Source organism: Georgenia sp. EYE_87, assembly GCF_023148685.1.
GTDB lineage: Bacteria > Actinomycetota > Actinomycetes > Actinomycetales > Actinomycetaceae > Georgenia.
Map to the genome: position 1 here is coordinate 286827 of NZ_JAHXNL010000001.1, position 16977 is coordinate 303803.

At 73.8% G+C, this 16977-nt stretch carries 15 protein-coding genes and 1 riboswitch; of the genes, 7 read left to right on the forward strand and 8 right to left on the reverse strand.

The genetic code is table 11. The features are described from left to right. Positions 1-127: 127 nt before the first annotated feature. From KZX45_RS01315 to pcaH, 4 genes are all read right to left on the reverse strand, one after another. A complete protein-coding gene (locus KZX45_RS01315) occupies positions 128-853 on the reverse strand; it encodes an ABC transporter permease (RefSeq protein ID WP_282453110.1) in 726 nt (241 codons plus the stop codon). A gap of 364 nt (positions 854-1217) precedes the next feature. Further along, positions 1218-1341, reverse strand: a riboswitch (FMN riboswitch). 122 nt (positions 1342-1463) lie between these two features. Further along, on the reverse strand, positions 1464-2813 hold the full coding sequence (locus KZX45_RS01320; RefSeq protein ID WP_248255908.1) for a lyase family protein: 1350 nt from the start codon (positions 2811-2813) through the stop codon (positions 1464-1466). Positions 2814-2863: 50 nt separating this feature from the next. Further along, complete coding sequence (pcaG, locus tag KZX45_RS01325) at positions 2864-3454, reverse strand: protocatechuate 3,4-dioxygenase subunit alpha (RefSeq protein ID WP_248255909.1); 591 nt, start codon at positions 3452-3454, stop codon at positions 2864-2866. Next, positions 3447-4217: a protocatechuate 3,4-dioxygenase subunit beta gene (gene pcaH / locus KZX45_RS01330; protein WP_248255910.1), complete on the reverse strand. Its 771-nt coding sequence runs from the start codon at positions 4215-4217 to the stop codon at positions 3447-3449. The genes pcaG and pcaH overlap by 8 nt, the downstream gene beginning before the upstream one ends. A gap of 450 nt (positions 4218-4667) precedes the next feature. Between pcaH and KZX45_RS01335 the strand changes: the two genes are divergently transcribed. The 7 genes from KZX45_RS01335 to KZX45_RS01365 are packed head-to-tail and all read left to right on the forward strand — an operon-like array spanning position 4668 to position 11611. Continuing rightward, entirely contained in the window at positions 4668-5669 is a 1002-nt protein-coding gene (locus KZX45_RS01335; protein WP_248255911.1) for an ABC transporter substrate-binding protein, read from the forward strand. After that, positions 5666-6517, forward strand: a complete 852-nt coding sequence (locus KZX45_RS01340; protein WP_248255912.1) for an ABC transporter permease — start codon at positions 5666-5668, stop codon at positions 6515-6517. Before KZX45_RS01335 ends, KZX45_RS01340 begins: the two co-directional genes overlap by 4 nt. Next, complete coding sequence (locus KZX45_RS01345; RefSeq protein ID WP_248255913.1) at positions 6514-7368, forward strand: ABC transporter permease; 855 nt, start codon at positions 6514-6516, stop codon at positions 7366-7368. The genes KZX45_RS01340 and KZX45_RS01345 overlap by 4 nt, the downstream gene beginning before the upstream one ends. Before the next feature lie 3 nt (positions 7369-7371). After that, entirely contained in the window at positions 7372-8295 is a 924-nt protein-coding gene (locus KZX45_RS01350) for an ABC transporter ATP-binding protein (protein WP_248255914.1), read from the forward strand. Next, positions 8295-9464: a 4-hydroxybenzoate 3-monooxygenase gene (locus KZX45_RS01355; RefSeq protein WP_248255915.1), complete on the forward strand. Its 1170-nt coding sequence runs from the start codon at positions 8295-8297 to the stop codon at positions 9462-9464. Before KZX45_RS01350 ends, KZX45_RS01355 begins: the two co-directional genes overlap by 1 nt. A 9-nt stretch (positions 9465-9473) precedes the next feature. Then, positions 9474-10274 (forward strand): IclR family transcriptional regulator C-terminal domain-containing protein, encoded by an 801-nt coding sequence (locus KZX45_RS01360; protein WP_248255916.1) that lies wholly within the window; start codon positions 9474-9476, stop codon positions 10272-10274. Next, positions 10271-11611: an MFS transporter gene (locus KZX45_RS01365; protein ID WP_248255917.1), complete on the forward strand. Its 1341-nt coding sequence runs from the start codon at positions 10271-10273 to the stop codon at positions 11609-11611. The genes KZX45_RS01360 and KZX45_RS01365 overlap by 4 nt, the downstream gene beginning before the upstream one ends. A 101-nt stretch (positions 11612-11712) precedes the next feature. On the opposite strand, the gene putP is transcribed toward KZX45_RS01365, so the two are convergent. From putP to fmt, 4 genes are all read right to left on the reverse strand, one after another. Then, positions 11713-13236: a sodium/proline symporter PutP gene (gene putP, locus KZX45_RS01370; RefSeq protein ID WP_248255918.1), complete on the reverse strand. Its 1524-nt coding sequence runs from the start codon at positions 13234-13236 to the stop codon at positions 11713-11715. Positions 13237-13401: 165 nt separating this feature from the next. Beyond that, positions 13402-14067, reverse strand: a complete 666-nt coding sequence (rpe, locus tag KZX45_RS01375; RefSeq protein ID WP_248255919.1) for a ribulose-phosphate 3-epimerase — start codon at positions 14065-14067, stop codon at positions 13402-13404. A gap of 106 nt (positions 14068-14173) precedes the next feature. Further along, a complete protein-coding gene (locus KZX45_RS01380) occupies positions 14174-15874 on the reverse strand; it encodes an RsmB/NOP family class I SAM-dependent RNA methyltransferase (RefSeq protein WP_248255920.1) in 1701 nt (566 codons plus the stop codon). Beyond that, positions 15871-16815, reverse strand: coding sequence for a methionyl-tRNA formyltransferase (gene fmt, locus KZX45_RS01385; protein WP_248255921.1), 945 nt, complete (start codon positions 16813-16815; stop codon positions 15871-15873). Before fmt ends, KZX45_RS01380 begins: the two co-directional genes overlap by 4 nt. Positions 16816-16977 lie beyond the last annotated feature (162 nt).

Here is a 16977-nt window from a genome sequence, read left to right on the forward strand (position 1 = left end):
TTTTCGGTGGTCGGTGGTCGGTGGTCGGTGGTCGGTGAGAATGGCGCGGGGCGTGCGCCGCCGGGAATCGGCGGCGCCGGGCGTGGTGCGGACGGGGTGCGGGGCGGTCGGGCTGCGGCGCCGCCGGTCAGTTCTCGAGGCGGCGCTCGAGGGCGCTCAGCAGGCCGTAGACGGACATCGCGAGCGCGCACAGGACGACGAGGGCGGCGAAGATCCCCACGGTGTCGGCCGAGTCGCCCCGGGCGGCGACGAGCATGCCGAGCCCCTGGCCGCCCATGACGAACTCCCCCACCACCGCGCCGGTGACCGAGAGGGTGAACCCGTTGCGCAGGCCGGTCAGCAGGGCGGGCAGGGCGAGCGGCAGCTCGATGAGCCGCAGCAGCTGCCAGCTGCCGGCGCCGTCGAGGCGGGCCGCGGCGACGACGTCGGGGTCGAGGGTCCGCAGGCCGAGCACCGTGGCGAGGAGGATGGGGAAGAAGACCGTGAGCGCGCACAGCACGACGATGGGCACGAGCCCGTAGCCCAGCCAGAGCATCAGCAGGGGCGCGAGGGCCACCGCGGGGACGGCCTGCGAGGCGGCGATGTAGGGCTCGAGGGCAGCGGCGGCGCGGGCGCTGCGGAAGACGAGGTACCCGAGGGGCAGAGCGACGACGGCGCCCACGAGGCAGCCGAGGGCCGCCTCGACCAGCGTGGGGCCGACGTAGCCGAGAAGGCCGCCGGTGGTGAGGTCCTCCACGAGGCGCACGCCGATCGCCGAGGGGGCGGGGAGGAAGAAGGACGGGACGACGCCGGAGCGCGAGACGGCCTCCCAGACGAGGAGGACGAAGCCGCCCAGGATCAGCGGGGCGACCATGCGCCGCTGGGCCGCGCGCTCGGGGCGGCTCCGCCGGAGGCCCGCGGCGTCGGGCGCTGCAGGGGCCGAGAGCGAGGACTCAGCCGCCGGGAGTGACGGCTCAGCTGGCGGCGACGTCTCAGCCGGTGCACCAGCGGCCGACGCGCCGGAACGTACGGGAGCCGGGCGTGCGGACAGAGGCGGCGCGTTCCGGAGCGGTGCGGTCGCGACGGGCGCGACCTGGCGCGGGTCGGCGCGCTCGACCGCCGAGCGCTGGCTCTGCTGGGTACTCACGTCTCGTCCCTCCGGTCCGGGCACGTGGACCGGGGACGGTAGACGCGGAAGAACCCGCGCCCGCGTCGGCACGCACCGTAGGGTGCGCGCCGCGTGCTTCCTCCCATCCGGACTTTAACCGTCGGTCCTGGAGTTCCACCAGGTCAACCGGCACCGAGGTGCCGGCTCGCGGACTGTCACCGCCGGTTCGGACTCTCACCGACCCCGGAGCACGTGCTTGCTACGTGGGTGATGATACCGCCAAGCGCCGGCGCTGCGCCGTATCTCTCGTCACAGGGCCCGGCGGTCCTCGTCACAGGGCCCGGGCTGCCCTCGTCACGGGGCCGGCCCGCGGTCGTCACACCGCTCGGCCGCCGCGGGACGGCACCTCGGGCCTCGTCCCCGCCGCCACCTCGTGCAGCGCCCGGTCGACGATTCCGCCGCACGCCGCCGTGGTGCCGCGCGGGTCGAGCGCGCTGCGGATCTCCGCCTCGGACAGGCCTGCGCCGGACCGCACGAGGTGGGCGACGACGTCGTCCTCCTCGCCAGCCGCCAGGGCCGCGGCGACCAGGCGCTGGGCCTCACCGCGCCCAACCCTCGGTTTGAGCACCGTGCTGAGCTGCTCGGCCATCACCGCCGGGCGGGCGGCGTCGAGCGTCGCCGACATGCGGGCGGCGTCCACGTGCAGCCCGGCGAGGATCTCGGCGGTCCGGGACGCCGCCCCGCCCGCGAGCGAGAGGAGGTCGAGGAGCGGCTGCCACTCGGCGTGCCACCCGCCCGCGGCGCGCTGGTGCTCCTGCAGGCTGGCGGCGTAGAGGGTGCCGACGAGCCCGGGCGCCCGCAGCGCCGCGGCGCGCACCAGGACCGACGTGACGGGGTTGCGCTTGTGGGGCATCGCGGACGAGCCCCCGTGGCCCTCCCCGCCGCCCTCCGCCACCTCGCCCACCTCCGTGGCCGAGAGCGCGGCGACGTCGGTGGCGACCTTCCCCGCGGCGGCGACGACGGAGCCGAGGGCGGCGGCCAGGTCCCGCACGCGGGAGCGTTCCGTGTGCCACGGCGCGGCCGGGGCGGCGAGCCCCAGCTCCTCGGCCAGGCCGGCGACGACGGCGGGGCCGGCAGCCCCGTAGACGCCGAGCGTGCCCGCCGCTCCCCCGAGCTGGACGGCGAGGGTCTCGTCCCGGACCCGCGCCAGCGACCGCCGGGCCGCGTGCAGTCCGAGCGCCCACCCCGCGGCCGTGACCCCGAAGGTCGTCGGCACCGCGTGCTGCCCGAGGGTGCGCCCCACCTGCAGCGTCTCCCGGTGCCGGTCGGCCAGGTCGGCGGCCGCCGCGCACGCGGCGTCGAGGTTGCCCAGGGCGGTGTCGCACGCGCGCGCCGCCAGCAGCATCAGCGCGGTGTCGAGGACGTCCTGGCTGGTGGCCCCGTGGTGGACCCACGGGCGGACCGGCTCCGGCACGACGGCGAGGAGCGCGTTGACGAGCGGCGGGACGGGGTTCCCGGCCGCCGTCGTCCCGGCCGCCAGCGTCGCCGGGTCCACCGGGTTCGCCCGGGCGGCACCCGCGAGGGCGTCGCCGCAGCCGGGCGGGACGAGCGCCGCCCGCTCGGCCGCGCGCAGGAGGGCGACCTCCGTGGCGACCATCGCCTCGAGCAGCGCGGCGTCGCCCAGGAGGGCGTCGACCTCCGTGGCCGTGCCGAGCAAGAAGCTCACACCCGCCCCCTTCCGGCGCGCCAGCGCCGCTCTCGTCCGGACGTCCGGACTCACACCTCGAAGAAGACGGTCTCCCCCGGGCCCTGCACCCGGATGTCGAAGGTGTAGCCGTCCCCGTCGGACCGCGCGATCAGCGTCTCACGGCGCTCGGCGGGCACCTCGGAGAGCACCGGGTCCGTCTCGTTCAGCGGCTCGTCGGGGAAGTAGATGCGGGTGACGACACGGTCGAGCATGCCGCGCGCGAAGACGCTGACGTCGATGTGCGGCGCCTCGAGCGGGCCGTCCGGGTCGTCGACGTCGCCCGCCGGCAGCGGTCCGGGCCGGACCGTGTACACCTGCCAGCGCAGGTCGTCCTTCCACGTGGCGCTGCGGGCGAACCCCGTGAAGCCCGGGATCCGGCTCGGGCGGGCGCCGCGCGGGTCGGCGGGGTGGTCGAACCGACCGTCCGGGTCCGCCTGCCAGGTCTCGACCATCGCGTCGCGGATCGGCTCGCCGTGGCCGTCGAGCACGTGCCCGCGGATCCAGAACGCGCCGGCGGTCCCTTCGGGGACGGCGAGCTGTCCCGCACCGCCCCAGTCGAGCCCGATCGCCAGGTAGGGCCCGACCGTCTGGGACGGGGTCAGGCCGAGTCGCTCACTCATCGTCGTCGTCCTCCTCGAAGACGCTCGCCTGGGGGCCTCGAAGGACGATGTCGAACTCGAAGGCCAGCGCCCAGTGGTCCTGGGTCTGCTCGTAGTCGAAGCGGGAGATCATCCGCCTGCGGGCGCTCTCGTCGCGGACCGAGTTGTAGATCGGGTCCTGGAAGAAGAGCGGGTCGTCCGGGAAGTACATCTGCGTGACGAGCCGCTGGGTGAACGCGCGTCCGAACAGGGAGAAGTGGATGTGCGCCGGCCGCCACGCGTTGGGGTGGTTCCGCCACGGGTACGCCCCGGGCTTGATGGAGGTGAAGCGGTACCGCCCGTCGGCGTCGGTCATCATGCGCCCGACGCCGGTGAAGTTCGGGTCCAGCGGTGCGGGCCACTGGTCCCACTGGTGGGCGTAGCGTCCGGCGGCGTTGGCCTGCCAGACCTCCACGAGCGTGTTGGGCACGGGCCGGCCGTCCTCCTCGAGCACCCGGCCGTGCACGATGATCCGCTGCCCGACCGGCTCGGCCTCGCCGCCATGGTTCCGGGTGAGGTCGTTGTCGACCGCGCGCACGAGGTCCTCCCCCAGCGCCGGCCCGGTGAGCTCGTTCAGGCGCTGGGGCATCGCCCGGAGCGGCTCCTTGGGGTGGCGCAGCTCGGTCGAGAGATACTCGGGGCTGTTCAGCGGCGGGTGCACCCCCCCGGGGACCGGGTAGGTCGGCATCACCAGGCCTCCGCGGGTGATGGCACCCGGCAGGAAGAGATCGTCCAGTCCGCTCATGGCTCCACTTCCGTCACGTCGTCGTGCACGCGGTCGCGACGGCTCCGTCTGCCTCCGCGCGGAACGGAGGTTCGCAGCGCGTACATCCGTTCTCGTCCTGCCGAGGATGGCGTGCCGAGGTCGGCGCGTCAACCACCTGCCGGGTGGCGGGACCGGCGACCCCCCGGTCCTTCCCGGCCGGAGACGTCGGTTTCCGCCTCGGTCTACCGGGTCTTCAGCAGGGGCACGGTGTCGGTGCCGACCCGGCGTGACGGGCGTCACGATTCGCGCTTGACGGGACAATTGCACGCCAGTAAGTTCTCGATGCGAACGACCGTTCATCATTTTCCGTGCGTGACGACCCCATGGCAGTGCCGCCGTGGACCTCCGCCGTGAGACCCGCGGCCAGTGCCACATCCCGAGGACCCGAGCCGCCCCGCCCGGTCCCAGCCCCCGACGAAGGAACTGACGATGCGACGAATGACGATCTCCCTGGCCGCTGCCGGCTCCCTCGTGCTCCTGGCCGCCTGCTCCGGCGGCGGCGACACGGGCGGCGGCGGCGACGGCGGCACCGCCGGTGCCGGCGGGAACGCGAACGGAGGCTCCGGAGAGCTCACCCCGGTGACCGTCGGCGTCCTGCCGATCGTCGACACCGCCGCGATCTGGCTCGGCGTCGAGGAGGGGATCTTCGAGGACCACGGGCTCGACGTCGAGCTCGAGCTCGCCCAGGGCGGCGCCGCCGTCGTCCCCGCCGTCGTCAGCGGGGACTACCAGTTCGGGTTCTCCAACGTCGCCTCGCTGCTCGTGGCGAACTCCCAGGGTCTGCCGCTGAAGATCGTGGCGCCCGGCAACTTCACGACCGGTGACCCCGAGTCCGACATCGGCGCCGTCCTGGCCATGCCCGACTCCGGCATCGAGTCGCCCGCAGACCTGGCCGGCAAGAGCGTCGCGGTGAACACGCTGAACAACATCGGCGACGTCACCGTCTCCGAGGTGGTGGAGCAGGCCGGCGGCGACCCGGAGCAGATCTCCTTCGTCGAGATGGGCTTCCCGGACATGCCCGCCGCGCTGGCGGGCGGGCAGGTCGACGCCGCCTGGATCCTCGAGCCCTTCCGCACCATCGCGATGGACCAGGGCGCCGAGGTCGTCACCCACAATTTCGCCGACGTCGATCCCGAGATGATGATCGCGGCCTACTTCACCACCGCCACGTACGCCGAGAGCGACCCGGAGATCGTCGAGTCCTTCACCGCGGCGATGGAGGAGTCGCTCACCTTCGCCGAGGAGAACCCCGACGCCGCCCGCGCGATCCTCTCGACCTACACCGAGATCGACCCGGCCGTCCAGGAGAAGATGGTCATGCCGCGCTTCTCGCCCGACGTCAACGCCGACTCCGTCCAGACGCTCGCCGACCTCGCTCTCAAGTACGGGCTCGTGAGCGAGGACGTCGACGTCGACGCTCTGCTGCCGTGACCGCGGCGACCACGGCCCCGGCGCCGAGGTCGACGCGTGCCGTGGGCGCGCGCCGGTCCCGGCGTAGGTCGGGGTCGGGCGGGCGGGGCGCGCTGCTCGGGCTCGCGGGTGTGCTGTGCGTGCTGGTGCTGCTGGAGGCGCTGCCCCGGCTGGGGGTGGTGGACCGGCGGTTCATGCCGCCGTTCTCGGAGATGTTCACGGCGCTGGTGACGCGGTTGCAGACGCCGGAGTTCTGGACGGCGCTGGGCGACACGCTGACCACCTGGGCGATCGGGCTCACGATCGCGATGGTCGCCGGCATCGTCATCGGCATCGTGGTCGGCTCGGTCCGGGTGCTGCGGGAGGCGACGTCCTCGACGATCGAGTTCCTGCGGCCCATCCCGTCAGTCGCGCTGATCCCCCTGGCGGTGCTGCTGTACGGCACGGGCCGGGAGGCCACGCTCCTGCTGGTCATCTACGCCTCGTTCTGGCAGGTGCTGGTCCAGGTGCTCTACGGCGTCCAGGACGTCGACCCGGTCGCGCGGGACACCGCGCGGTCCTACCGGTTCTCGGCGCTGACGCAGGCCCGGACGGTGATCTGGCCGACCGCCCTGCCCTACATCGTCACCGGCTTCCGGCTGGCCGCGACCGTGGCGCTGATCCTGACGGTGACGGGCGAGCTGATCATCGGCACCCCGGGGCTGGGCAAGCTGCTCGCGGTGGCCCAGTCCTCCGGTGCCACGGCGTCGATGTACGCCCTGGTGATCGTGACCGGGCTGCTGGGCGTCGGCGTGAACCTTCTGGCCCGTGCCCTGGAGCGCAGGATCCTGCGCTGGCACCCCTCGATCCGGCGGGAGAAAGCAGCATGAGCACCACCCCCGATCTCACCGCCCCGGCCCCGGCGGCCCCGGCCGCCCCGGCGCCCGCGCGCCGCAGGCGGCGGGGCTCGCTGGCCCGGCAGGTGGTCGTCGCCGTCGCCCTGCCCGTGCTCCTGATCGCCGGCTGGTGGCTCTGGTCGGCGGACAGCGAGTCCTTCTTCGCCCCGCCGCTGGCGGACATCGTGGCCGCGTTCCCCTCCACCTGGCTGGAGGGCCGGCTGACCTCCGACGTCCTGCCGTCGGTGATCCGGCTGCTCATCGGCTACGCCATCGCGCTGGTGGTGGGGATCGCCCTGGGCATGGCGATCGGCCTGTCGCCGACGCTGCGGGCGTTCACCGAGCCCGCGCTGGAGTTCTTCCGGGCCATCCCGCCGCCGGTGATGATCCCGATCCTCATGCTGTTCCTGGGCATCTTCACCACCATGAAGGTCTTCGTCATCGCGACCGGCTGCCTGTGGCCGATCCTGCTGAACACCATCGAGGGCGTGCGCAGCATCGACGACGTGCTGCGCGACACCTCCCAGGTCTACCGGCTGCGCAAGAGCACCCAGCTGCACACCCTGGTGCTGCGCGGGGCGTCCCCGCAGATCATGACCGGCGCCCGCCAGGCCCTCTCGATCGGGATCATCCTGATGGTGATCTCGGAGATGTTCGCCGCGACCAACGGCCTGGGCTTCACCATCGTGCAGTTCCAGCGGTCCTTCGCGATCCCGCAGATGTGGACCGGCATCATCCTGCTCGGCCTCGTCGGGGTCGTGCTCTCGATCATCTTCCGCGCCGTCGAGCGCCCCGTGCTGGCCTGGTACCGCGGCCTGCGCCAGTCCCAACGAGGAGGCAACTAAGCCATGAGCTCCACCCAGACCGAGGACCGCCGCCCCGCCGCCGGGACCGACATGCTCGACGTGACCGGGCTGAACAAGGTCTACCACTCCGACGCCGGGGACACCGAGGCCATCCGCGACCTCACCTTCACGGTGAAGGCCGGGGAGATGGTCTGCATCGTCGGCCCCTCCGGCGCCGGCAAGACCACCCTCCTGCGCTGCCTGTCCGGGCTGCTGGCCCCCACCCACGGGACCGTCTCCCTGGAGGGCCAGGTCGTCAAGGGCCCGCCCAAGGGCATGGCCATGGTCTTCCAGGAGTACGCCCGCTCGCTGTTCCCCTGGCTGACCGTGGCGCAGAACGTCGAGCTGCCCCTGAAGGAGAAGGGCGTGCCGAAGTCCCAGCGCGGCCCCAAGGTCGCCGCCGCCCTGGAGGCCGTGGGCCTGGCCGACGTGCCGCGCTCCTACCCCTGGCAGCTCTCCGGCGGCATGCAGCAGCGCGTCGCGATCGCCCGCGCCGTGGCCTACGAGCCGCACATCCTGCTCATGGACGAGCCCTTCGCCGCCGTCGACGCCCAGACCCGCGCCGACCTCGAGGACCTCGTCCGCGACCTGTGGCACCGCCTCGGCCTGACCCTGCTCTTCGTCACCCACGACATCGACGAGTCCATCTACCTCGGCCAGCGCGTCCTCGTCCTGTCCGGCCGCCCCACCGTGATCATGGAGGACGTCACCGTCAACCTCCCCGACGAGCGCGACCAGCTCACCACCCGCAACGACCCCGAGTTCGCCCGCCTGCGCGCCCACGTCTACGACCTCGTCCAGAAGGCCAAGCGCGGCCACCGCCCCGACGAGGACGTCCTCGTGCCGTCGGCCGAGGAGCGCACCGGCGACCAGCGGCCGCCGACGGCCGGGGACGGACCGTACGCGGGCGCGGTCGGCGGCCTGTGATGGCGACCGAGCGCACGCCGGTCGCCATCCTCGGCGCGGGCCCGGCAGGACTGCTGCTCTCGCACCTGCTGCACCTCAACGGCATCGAGTCGATCCTCGTGGAGGCGCGCGACCGCGAGTACGTCCAGGCCCGCGTGCGGGCGGGGGTGGTCGAGCACGGTGCGGCGGACATCCTGCGCCAGGCCGGCGTGGGCGAGCGCATGGACCGGGAGGGGCTGCGCCACGGCGGCATCGAGCTGCGCTTCGACGGTGCCGGCCACCGGATCGCCATGAGCGACCTGACAGGCCGGCACATCACCGTCTACGGGCAGCAGGAGATCGTCCACGACCTTGCGGAGCGGCGGATCGCCGACGGCGGGGACGTGCGGTTCGCGTGCGGCCCGGCCGCGATCCACGGGGTCGACTCCGCCGAGCCGTCGGTGACCTACGCCGTCGACGGCGTGGAGCACCGGATCGTCGCCGACTTCGTGGTGGCCTGCGACGGCGCTCACGGTGCCGGCCGGCCCGCCATGGGCGAGTCCCTGACGACGTTCGAGAAGGTCTACCCGTTCGCCTGGCTGGGCATCCTCGCGCACGCCGCGCCGCGGGTGGACGAGCTGGTCTACGCCAACCACGAGCGCGGGTTCGCCCTCTACTCGATGCGCTCGCCGAGCGTGACCCGCCTCTACCTCCAGGTCCCGTCGACCGACCGGCTCGAGGACTGGTCCGACGAGCGGATCTGGGACGAGCTCGCCGTGCGGTTCAGCCTCGACGGCGAGCCCTGGGAGCCCACGCGCGGGGAGATCTTCGAGCGCTCGCTCGCACCGCTGCGCAGCTACGTCGGTGAGCCGATGCAGCGCGGCAGGCTCTTCCTCGCGGGCGACGCCGCCCACACGGTGCCGCCGACCGGCGCCAAGGGGATGAACCTGGCGATCCGGGACGTCGACCTGCTCGCCCGCGCGCTGACGGAGCAGATCCGCAGCGGGGCCGAGGAGGGTCTGCGCACGTACACCGACCGGGCGCTGCGCGCGGTGTGGCGCGCGGAGTACTTCTCCTGGTGGATGACCACCATGCTGCACCGCTTCGACGACGACTCCGGCTTCGACCGCCGCGTCCAGACGGCGCAGCTGCGCAGCGTCGTCGGCTCCGAGGCGCACGCCACGGCGCTGTCCGAGAACTACGTGGGTTAGGGGGCTCCCGTGAGCAACGTGGAGGGCGCGGTCGTGCCCGACGAGGAGCCGGAGCGATCCTCCGGCTACGTGCAGTCGCTGGACCGGGGGCTCGCGGTCATCCGGGCGTTCGACGCCGAGCACCCGCGTCTGACGCTCAGCGACGTCGCGCGCCGCACCGGGCTCACCCGCGCGGCGGCACGCCGGTTCCTGCACACGCTCGTGGACCTGGGGTACGTCCACGCTGACGGCCGGCTGTTCATGCTCCGCCCGCGGGTGATGGAGCTGGGGTACGCGTACCTCTCCTCCCTCGGGCTGCCCGAGATCGCACGGCCCCACCTCGAACGGCTCGCCACCGCCGTCGGGGAGTCCGCCTCGGCGTCCGTGCTGGACGGCAGCGAGATCACCTACATCGCCCGCGTGGCGAGCCGCCGCATCATGAGCGTCGACCTCGGCGTGGGCACCAGGCTGCCCGCCTACGCGACGTCGATGGGCAGGGTGCTGCTCGCCGGGCTGCCGGAGGACGAGGTCGGTGACCACCTCGGCGACCTCGTCGCGCTCACCCGGTACACCATCACCGACCGCGCGCAGCTGATGGCCGAGATCGCGCGGGTCCGCGAGCAGGGCTGGTCGATCGTCGACGAGGAGCTCGAGGAGGGGCTGCGGTCGCTGGCCGCCCCGGTGCGCGACAGGGACGGCCGCGTCGTCGCCGCCGTCAACGTCTCGACGGCGGCGCGGCGCGGGTCGGCGACGACGATGCTCGCCGAGACCCTCCCCCACCTGCTGGCCACCGCCGACGCGATCACGAACGACCTCGTCGCGCACCGGTGAGGTCCGACGGCTCAGCGGGTGGTCCCGCGGCCGGTGGTCCCGCGGCGGGCGGCGCCGCCGCGCGTTGGACGGCGCCCCGGGTCGGCCTGCTGGTCGTCGCGGTCGTCCTCGTCGGCCTGAACCTGCGGGCCCCGATCGTGGGGGTGCCGCCCCTCATCCCCGCCCTCTCGGAGGAGCTGTCCCTGACAGGTTCCGCCGCGGGGCTGCTGACCTCCCTGCCGCTGCTGTGCTTCGCCGTCGTCTCCCCGCTCGTCGTCCTGCTCGTGCGCGCCGTCGGCGTGGACCGGTCGCTCCTCCTGTCCCTGCTGCTGCTCTGCCTGGCGACGGCGCTGCGCCCGTGGGGCTCCTTCGGCCTCCTGCTCGCCGGGACGGCGCTGGTCGGCGTCGCCATCACGGTCGGCAACGTGCTCGTCCCGATCGCGGTGCGGCGCGGCGCCGGCCTGCGCACGGCAGCCGTGATGGCCGCCTCGACGAGCTCCTACGGTGTCGGCCAGGGGGTCGCGGCGATGCTCGCCGTGCCCGTCGCGAACCAGGTCGGGTGGCGCTCGGCCATGGCGCTCCTCGCCGTGCCCGCGGCGGTCGCGGCGGTGGGGTGGACGCTGTACTCGCGCCGTCGTCGAGGCGTCACGCCATCACGGTCCACGGCCCCGCCGTCGACGGCGCGGTCCACGCCGACGCCCGCCACGCCACCGCCCGCCGCGCCACCGCCCGCCGCGCCACCGCCCGCCGCGGCAGGTCGCCGCCACACCGGCCGGCCGCCCGTGTGGCGCGTCGGCGACGCCTGGTGGCTGGCGCTCTTCTTCGGCCTGCAGGCTGCGCTCTTCTACAGCGCCAGCACGTGGCTGCCGGCGCTGCTCACCGACGAGACGGGCACGACCGACGAGCTGGCCGGGACCGCGCTGTCGCTGTTCCACCTCATCGGCATCGCCGGGACGCTCGTGGTCCCTCTGCTTCTGCGCGCCCTCGGGGGCGCAGTGCGCACGGGGGTCGTCGTCGCCGTGGCGTGGTGCGCCTTCTTCGTGGGGGTCGCGGTCGTCCCGGGCGCGTGGCCGGTGCTGGTCGTCCTCGGCGGGCTGGCCCAGGGAGCCGGCATCGGCCTGGGGATGACGCTCATCGCGCTGCGGCCCGTCGACGCGGACTACGGGCGCGGGCTGTCGGCCCTCGTGCAGTCCGCCGGCTATGCCGTGGCCGCCGTGGGTCCGGTGGCTCTCGGCTGGGTCCATGGGACGTCCGGCAGCTGGGCCCTGGTCATGTGGCTCTGCGCCGCCGGTGCGGTCGTCATGATGGGGGCCGCGCTGCGGGCCGGTGCCGAGCGGCCGATCGGTGCGTCGTCCTGACTTTCTGCCGGGGCGACGACGCGGCCCGTGCCACCGGAGCTCGGTGGCACGGGCCGCGCCGTGCGGGCGCCTGCGCGTCGGTCGCGCCGGCGCCGAGGTGCTCAGGCGGTGGTGGTGGGAGCGGTCTCCTCCTGGGCGGAACCGCCGGCGTCGATCACACGCATGGTGCGGTCGAACTCGTCGGTGACCTCGTGGTGGTGGCGGTGCGTGAGGTTGCTGACCACGACCGCGAGGACGAGGTTGAGGAGGAACCCGGGGACGATCTCGTAGAGGTCGAAGATCCCGCCCTCGATGTTGCCCCACACGCCCACCGTGACGGCGCCCGCGACCATTCCGGCCAGGGCTCCGGCCGTGCTGAGCCGGCGCCAGTACAGGGACAGCAGGATCGTCGGGCCGAAGGCCGCACCGAAGCCGGCCCAGGCGAAGGCGACGAGCCCGAGGATCGTGTCGTTCTGCGTCCAGGCCATCGCGGCGGCGACGAGGGAGATCACGAGCACGGCGAGCCGGCTGATCATGACCTGCGCGCGGTCGCTCACCTCCCGCTTGAGCCCGACCTTGAACAGGTCCTCCACCAGCGCGGAGGCGCTGACGATGAGCTGGGAGGAGATCGTGCTCATGATCGCGGCCAGCACGGCCGCGAGGATCAGCCCGGCGATGAGCGGGTGGAACAGGATCTGCCCCATCAGCAGGAACACCGTCTCCGGGTCCTCGAGGGAGAGGCCGGGGTTCTGCTGGTAGTAGGCGACGCCCACCAGGGCGGTGGCGAGGGCGCCGAGCACGGCGAGGATCATCCAGGACATGCCGATGCGGCGTCCGGTCCGGATCTCGCCGAGCGTCCGCATGGCCATGAAGCGGACGATGATGTGCGGCTGGCCGAAGTAGCCCAGGCCCCAGGCCAGCGCGGAGACGATGCCCAGCAGGCTGGCCCCGCCGCCCACCATGCTCAGCAGCGCGGGGTCGACCTCGCGGACGCTCGAGACGACGCCGGACGGGCCGCCCGCCGCGAACAGGCCGACGATGGGAACGGCGATCAGGGCGAGGAACATCATCAGGCCCTGGACGAAGTCGGTGTAGCTCGCGGCGAGGAAGCCGCCACCGAGGGTGTAGAGCACGGTCACGCCGGCGATCAGCAGCATCCCCGTGCGGTAGTCCATGCCGAACGAGCTGGCGAAGAACACGCCGCCGGACACCATGCCGGCGGAGACGTAGAACGTGAAGAACACGAGGATGATGAGGCCGGCCGCGATGCGCAGGGAGCGCGAGGTGTCCCGGAGCCGGTTCTCGAGGAAGCTCGGGATGGTGATGGAGTTCTCCGAGACCTGGGTGTAGACCCGGAGCCGCGGCGCGACGAACTTCCAGTTGAGCCAGGCGCCGATGGTCAGCCCGATCGCGATCCAGGCCTCGACGAGGCCGGCGGCGTAGATGGCACCCGGCAGGCCCATCAGCAGCCACCCGGACATGTCCGAGGCACCCGCGCTGAGGGCGGCGACCGCGGGTGGCAGACCACGTCCTCCGAGCATGTACTCGTCAAGGCTGTTGTTCTTCCGCATGAAGTACAGGCCGATTGCGAGCATGGCCGCGAAGTACACGACCAGCGCGGCGATATGGAATGCCTGGTCACTCATAGAGCTTCCGTCCTGTCAGGGGTTTGGGCCCGGTGACCCTACAACGGGCAGGCGGACGTCGCTGTCACTCGGGTCACATCGTGAGAGGGCTTATAGGCCCCGACGGCGTCCGAACGGGTTGCTCACCCGAGGCCCGGCCCGGTCCTGGTCGGGCCACCCGGGCACTCAGTGCGCGTGCGCTGCAGCAGCGAGATCCCGCAGGGTCTGCACCTCGGCCGCGGCGTCCTCAGCATTGTAGACGGCCGAGCCGGCGACGAACACGTTCGCTCCGGCGTCGGCGGCCCGCTCGATGGTCGACCGGGACACCCCGCCGTCGACCTGCACCCACACGTCGAGCCCTGCGTCCTCGATGGCGCGGCGCGTGCGGGCGATCTTCGGGAGGGTCCCGTCGATGAACGACTGCCCGCCGAAGCCCGGCTCCACCGTCATCACGAGGATCATGTCGAACTCGGGCAGGAGGTCGAGGTAGGGCTCGATGGCCGTCGCCGGGCGCAGGCCGAGCCCGGCGCGCGCGCCCTGCGCACGCAGCTCGCGGGCCAGCTTCACCGGTGCCGTGGCGGCCTCGGCGTGGAAGGTCACGGACTTGCAGCCCGCCTCCGCGTAGGCGGGCGCCCACCGGTCGGGGTCCTCGATCATCAGGTGGGCGTCCACCGGGACCGGCGTCACGCGCAGGATCGCCTCCACGACGGGCAGGCCGAGCGTGAGGTTGGGGACGAAGTGGTTGTCCATCACGTCGACGTGGGCGTAGTCCGCCCCCGCGATCTTGGCCAGCTCCCCGCGCATGTCGGAGAAGTCGGAGTTGAGGATGCTCGGGGAGATGACGATGCTCACGGACCCAACCCTAGCCAGCACCTCCGGGCCGCGCCGCCGCGGGGCCCGGGCACGACGGGGACGGCCCGCCGGGCGCGGGGCCCGCCGTTCCGGTCGGTGCGGACCGTCAGGCGGTGCGGCGGAGCAGCGCGAGGAACATCGCGTCCGTGCCGTGCACGTGGGGCCAGAGCTGCACGAACGGCCCGTCCCCCAGCCCTGGCGGCTCGGTGACGGCGACCGAACGGACGACGGCGGCGGCGTCGAGCAGCTCGACGTCGCCCCGGCGGCGGACGACGTCCTCCACCACCGTGCGAGTCTCCGCCACATGCGGGGAGCAGGTGACGTACGCCACCACGCCGCCCACCCGCGCGGCGTCGATCGCCGAGTCGAGCAGCGACCGCTGCAGCGCGCCCAGCTGGGTCAGGTCGCCCGGCGAGCGCCGCCACCGCGACTCCGGACGACGGCGGAGCGCCCCCAGGCCGGTGCAGGGGGCGTCGACAAGGACTCGGTCGAAGGCACCGGGCATCTCCTCGCCGAGGTCACGCCCGTCACCCACCCGCACCTCCACCGTTCCTTCCGGCACGGCCGAGACCGAGCCCCGGACGAGACCGGCCCGGTGGGGGGCCACCTCGTTGGCGAGCAGCGTGGCGCCCCGCTCGTGGGCGAGGGCGCCGAGAAGGGCCGCCTTCCCGCCGGGACCCGCGCACAGGTCGAGCCAGGCGCGGTCGCCCGTCTGAGTGAGGTGCTGCTGGCCGGCGTCGCCTTGAGCCGTCCCGGCACGCTGCTGCCCGCCGTCGGGAGAAGCGAGCGGTGCGGCGGCCAGCGCGAGGGCGACCAGCTGCGAGCCCTCGTCCTGGACGCCGGCCCTCGCCCGGCGCACGGACGGCAGCCGTGCAGGGTCCCCGCCCGACGCCACGAGCGCGAACGGCGACCACCGCCCTGGCACGGGCGCCTGCCCGGAGCCGTGGGTGATCTCCGCCGCGAGGTGCTCGGTGTCCACGAGCCCGGGCCGGGCCACCAGCGTCACGCGGGGCGACTCGTTGTCGGCGTCCAGCAGGGCGTCGAGCTCGTCGGCCGTGTGACCGTTCGCGAGCAGGCTCTGGCGCAGAGCCCGCGTGATCCACTCCGGGTGTGAGGCCGTGACGGCGAGGCGTGCGACCGGGTCGGTGCCGTCCGGGTCTGCCAGGTCCCCGATGCGCTCGAGCCACCCCGCCAGGTCCGTCCGGGCGACGGCGCGCAGCACGGCGTTGACCAGACCGGCCGGTGCAGGCCCGACGACCGCGCGGGTCAGGGCGACGGTCTCGGAGACCGCGGCGTGGGCCGGCACGCGCATCCCGAGGATCTGGTGGGCGCCGAGTCGGAGCAGGTCGAGCACCTCTGGGTCGAGTGCGGAGAGCGGGCGGCCGTTGGTGCACTGGGAGAGGACGGCGTCGTACCGGCCCTGCAGGCGAAGTGTGCCGTAGGCGAGCTCGGTGGCGAAGCCCGCGTCCCTTCCGGTGATCTCGCGCTCGCGCAGCAGCTTGGGCAGGACGAGGTTGGCGTAGGCGTCGGAGCCGGCTACCTGGCGCAGCACCTCGAAGGCGGCGAGACGTGGTGCGTCGACCCTCGGGCGGCGCGCGGGCGGGCGTCCCTGGTCGGCCCCTCGTCCGGGCTGCTGCTGGCGTTGGCCCGAACCGGCACCCCGGCCTCCGCGGTCGGGTCGGCCAGCTCGTCCGCGTCCGCCGTCGGGTCGGCCGGCTGCCCCGGGTCCGCCGTCGGGTCGGCCGGCTGCCCCGGGTCCGCCGTCGGGTCGACCGGCTCCCCCGGGTCCGCCGTCGGCCGGGCTCATGCCGCACCGCCGGGCGCTCCGAGGACGAACCCGTCCAGCCGGGCGCCACGCGCCCACGCCTCCGCCGTCATCCAGCTCCGACCCGCTGGGGCCACCTCGCCGAGCGCGACGGCGGACGAACCGGTCCCCACCAGCACCTCGTGCTTGCCTGCGCGGACCTGGCCGGGTCGGAGATCGTCGACGTCGGGGCGCACGGTGACGGGGCCCAGCTTGAGCCGGGTGCCGTCGGGCAGCGACGTCCATGCGCCCGGGGCGGGCGTGCAGCCGCGGACGAGACGATCCACCGCCATCGCGGGATCTGCCCAGCGGACGGCGGCGTCGGCCACCTCCAGCTTGGGGGCGAGGCTCACGCCCTCGGCGGGCTGGGGGTGCGGGCGCGCCGTGCCCGCGGCGATGGCGTCGAGCACCGCGACGAGGAGACCCGCCCCGGACTCGGCGAGGCGGGTGAGCAGGTCGCCCGCGGTGTCGCGGGGGCGGACGGTCTCGGTGAGCGTGCCGTACACCGGCCCGGTGTCCAGCCCGGCCTCGAGCTGGAACACGCAGGCACCGGTGACCTCGTCGCCGGCGATGATGGCGCGCTGCACGGGCGCGGCTCCGCGCCAGGCCGGCAGCAGGGAGAAGTGGAGGTTGACCCAGCCGTGCGCCGGCACGTCGAGCAGCTGAGCGGGCACGAGGCCGCCGTAGGCGACCACCGCGGCGGCGTCGAGTTGCATGGCGGCCAGGCGCTCCGCCACGCCCTCCTCGCGGAGGCTACGTGGGGTGAGGACCTCGATCCCGACCTCGCGGGCAAGCTCGGCGACCGGGCTAGGACGGAGCGTCCTGCCCCGCCCACGGCGCGCGTCCGGGCGGGTCAGGACGGCGACGACGTCGTGATCGGACGCGATGAGGGCCCGCAGGCTCGGGAGAGCCACCTCCGGGGTGCCGGCAAAGAGGAGACGCATGGTGCCCGAGTCTAGGTGCCTCCGCCCGTGCGGACGGCGGCCCTCGGGTGGACCGGCGAGCGAAGGCCGCCCCGGCGCGGTGCGGCCATCCACAGGTGGCCCAGGGTGGCCGCCACTCCACAGACCGTCGTGGGACTCGCACCGATGTCGGACGGGGCAGGT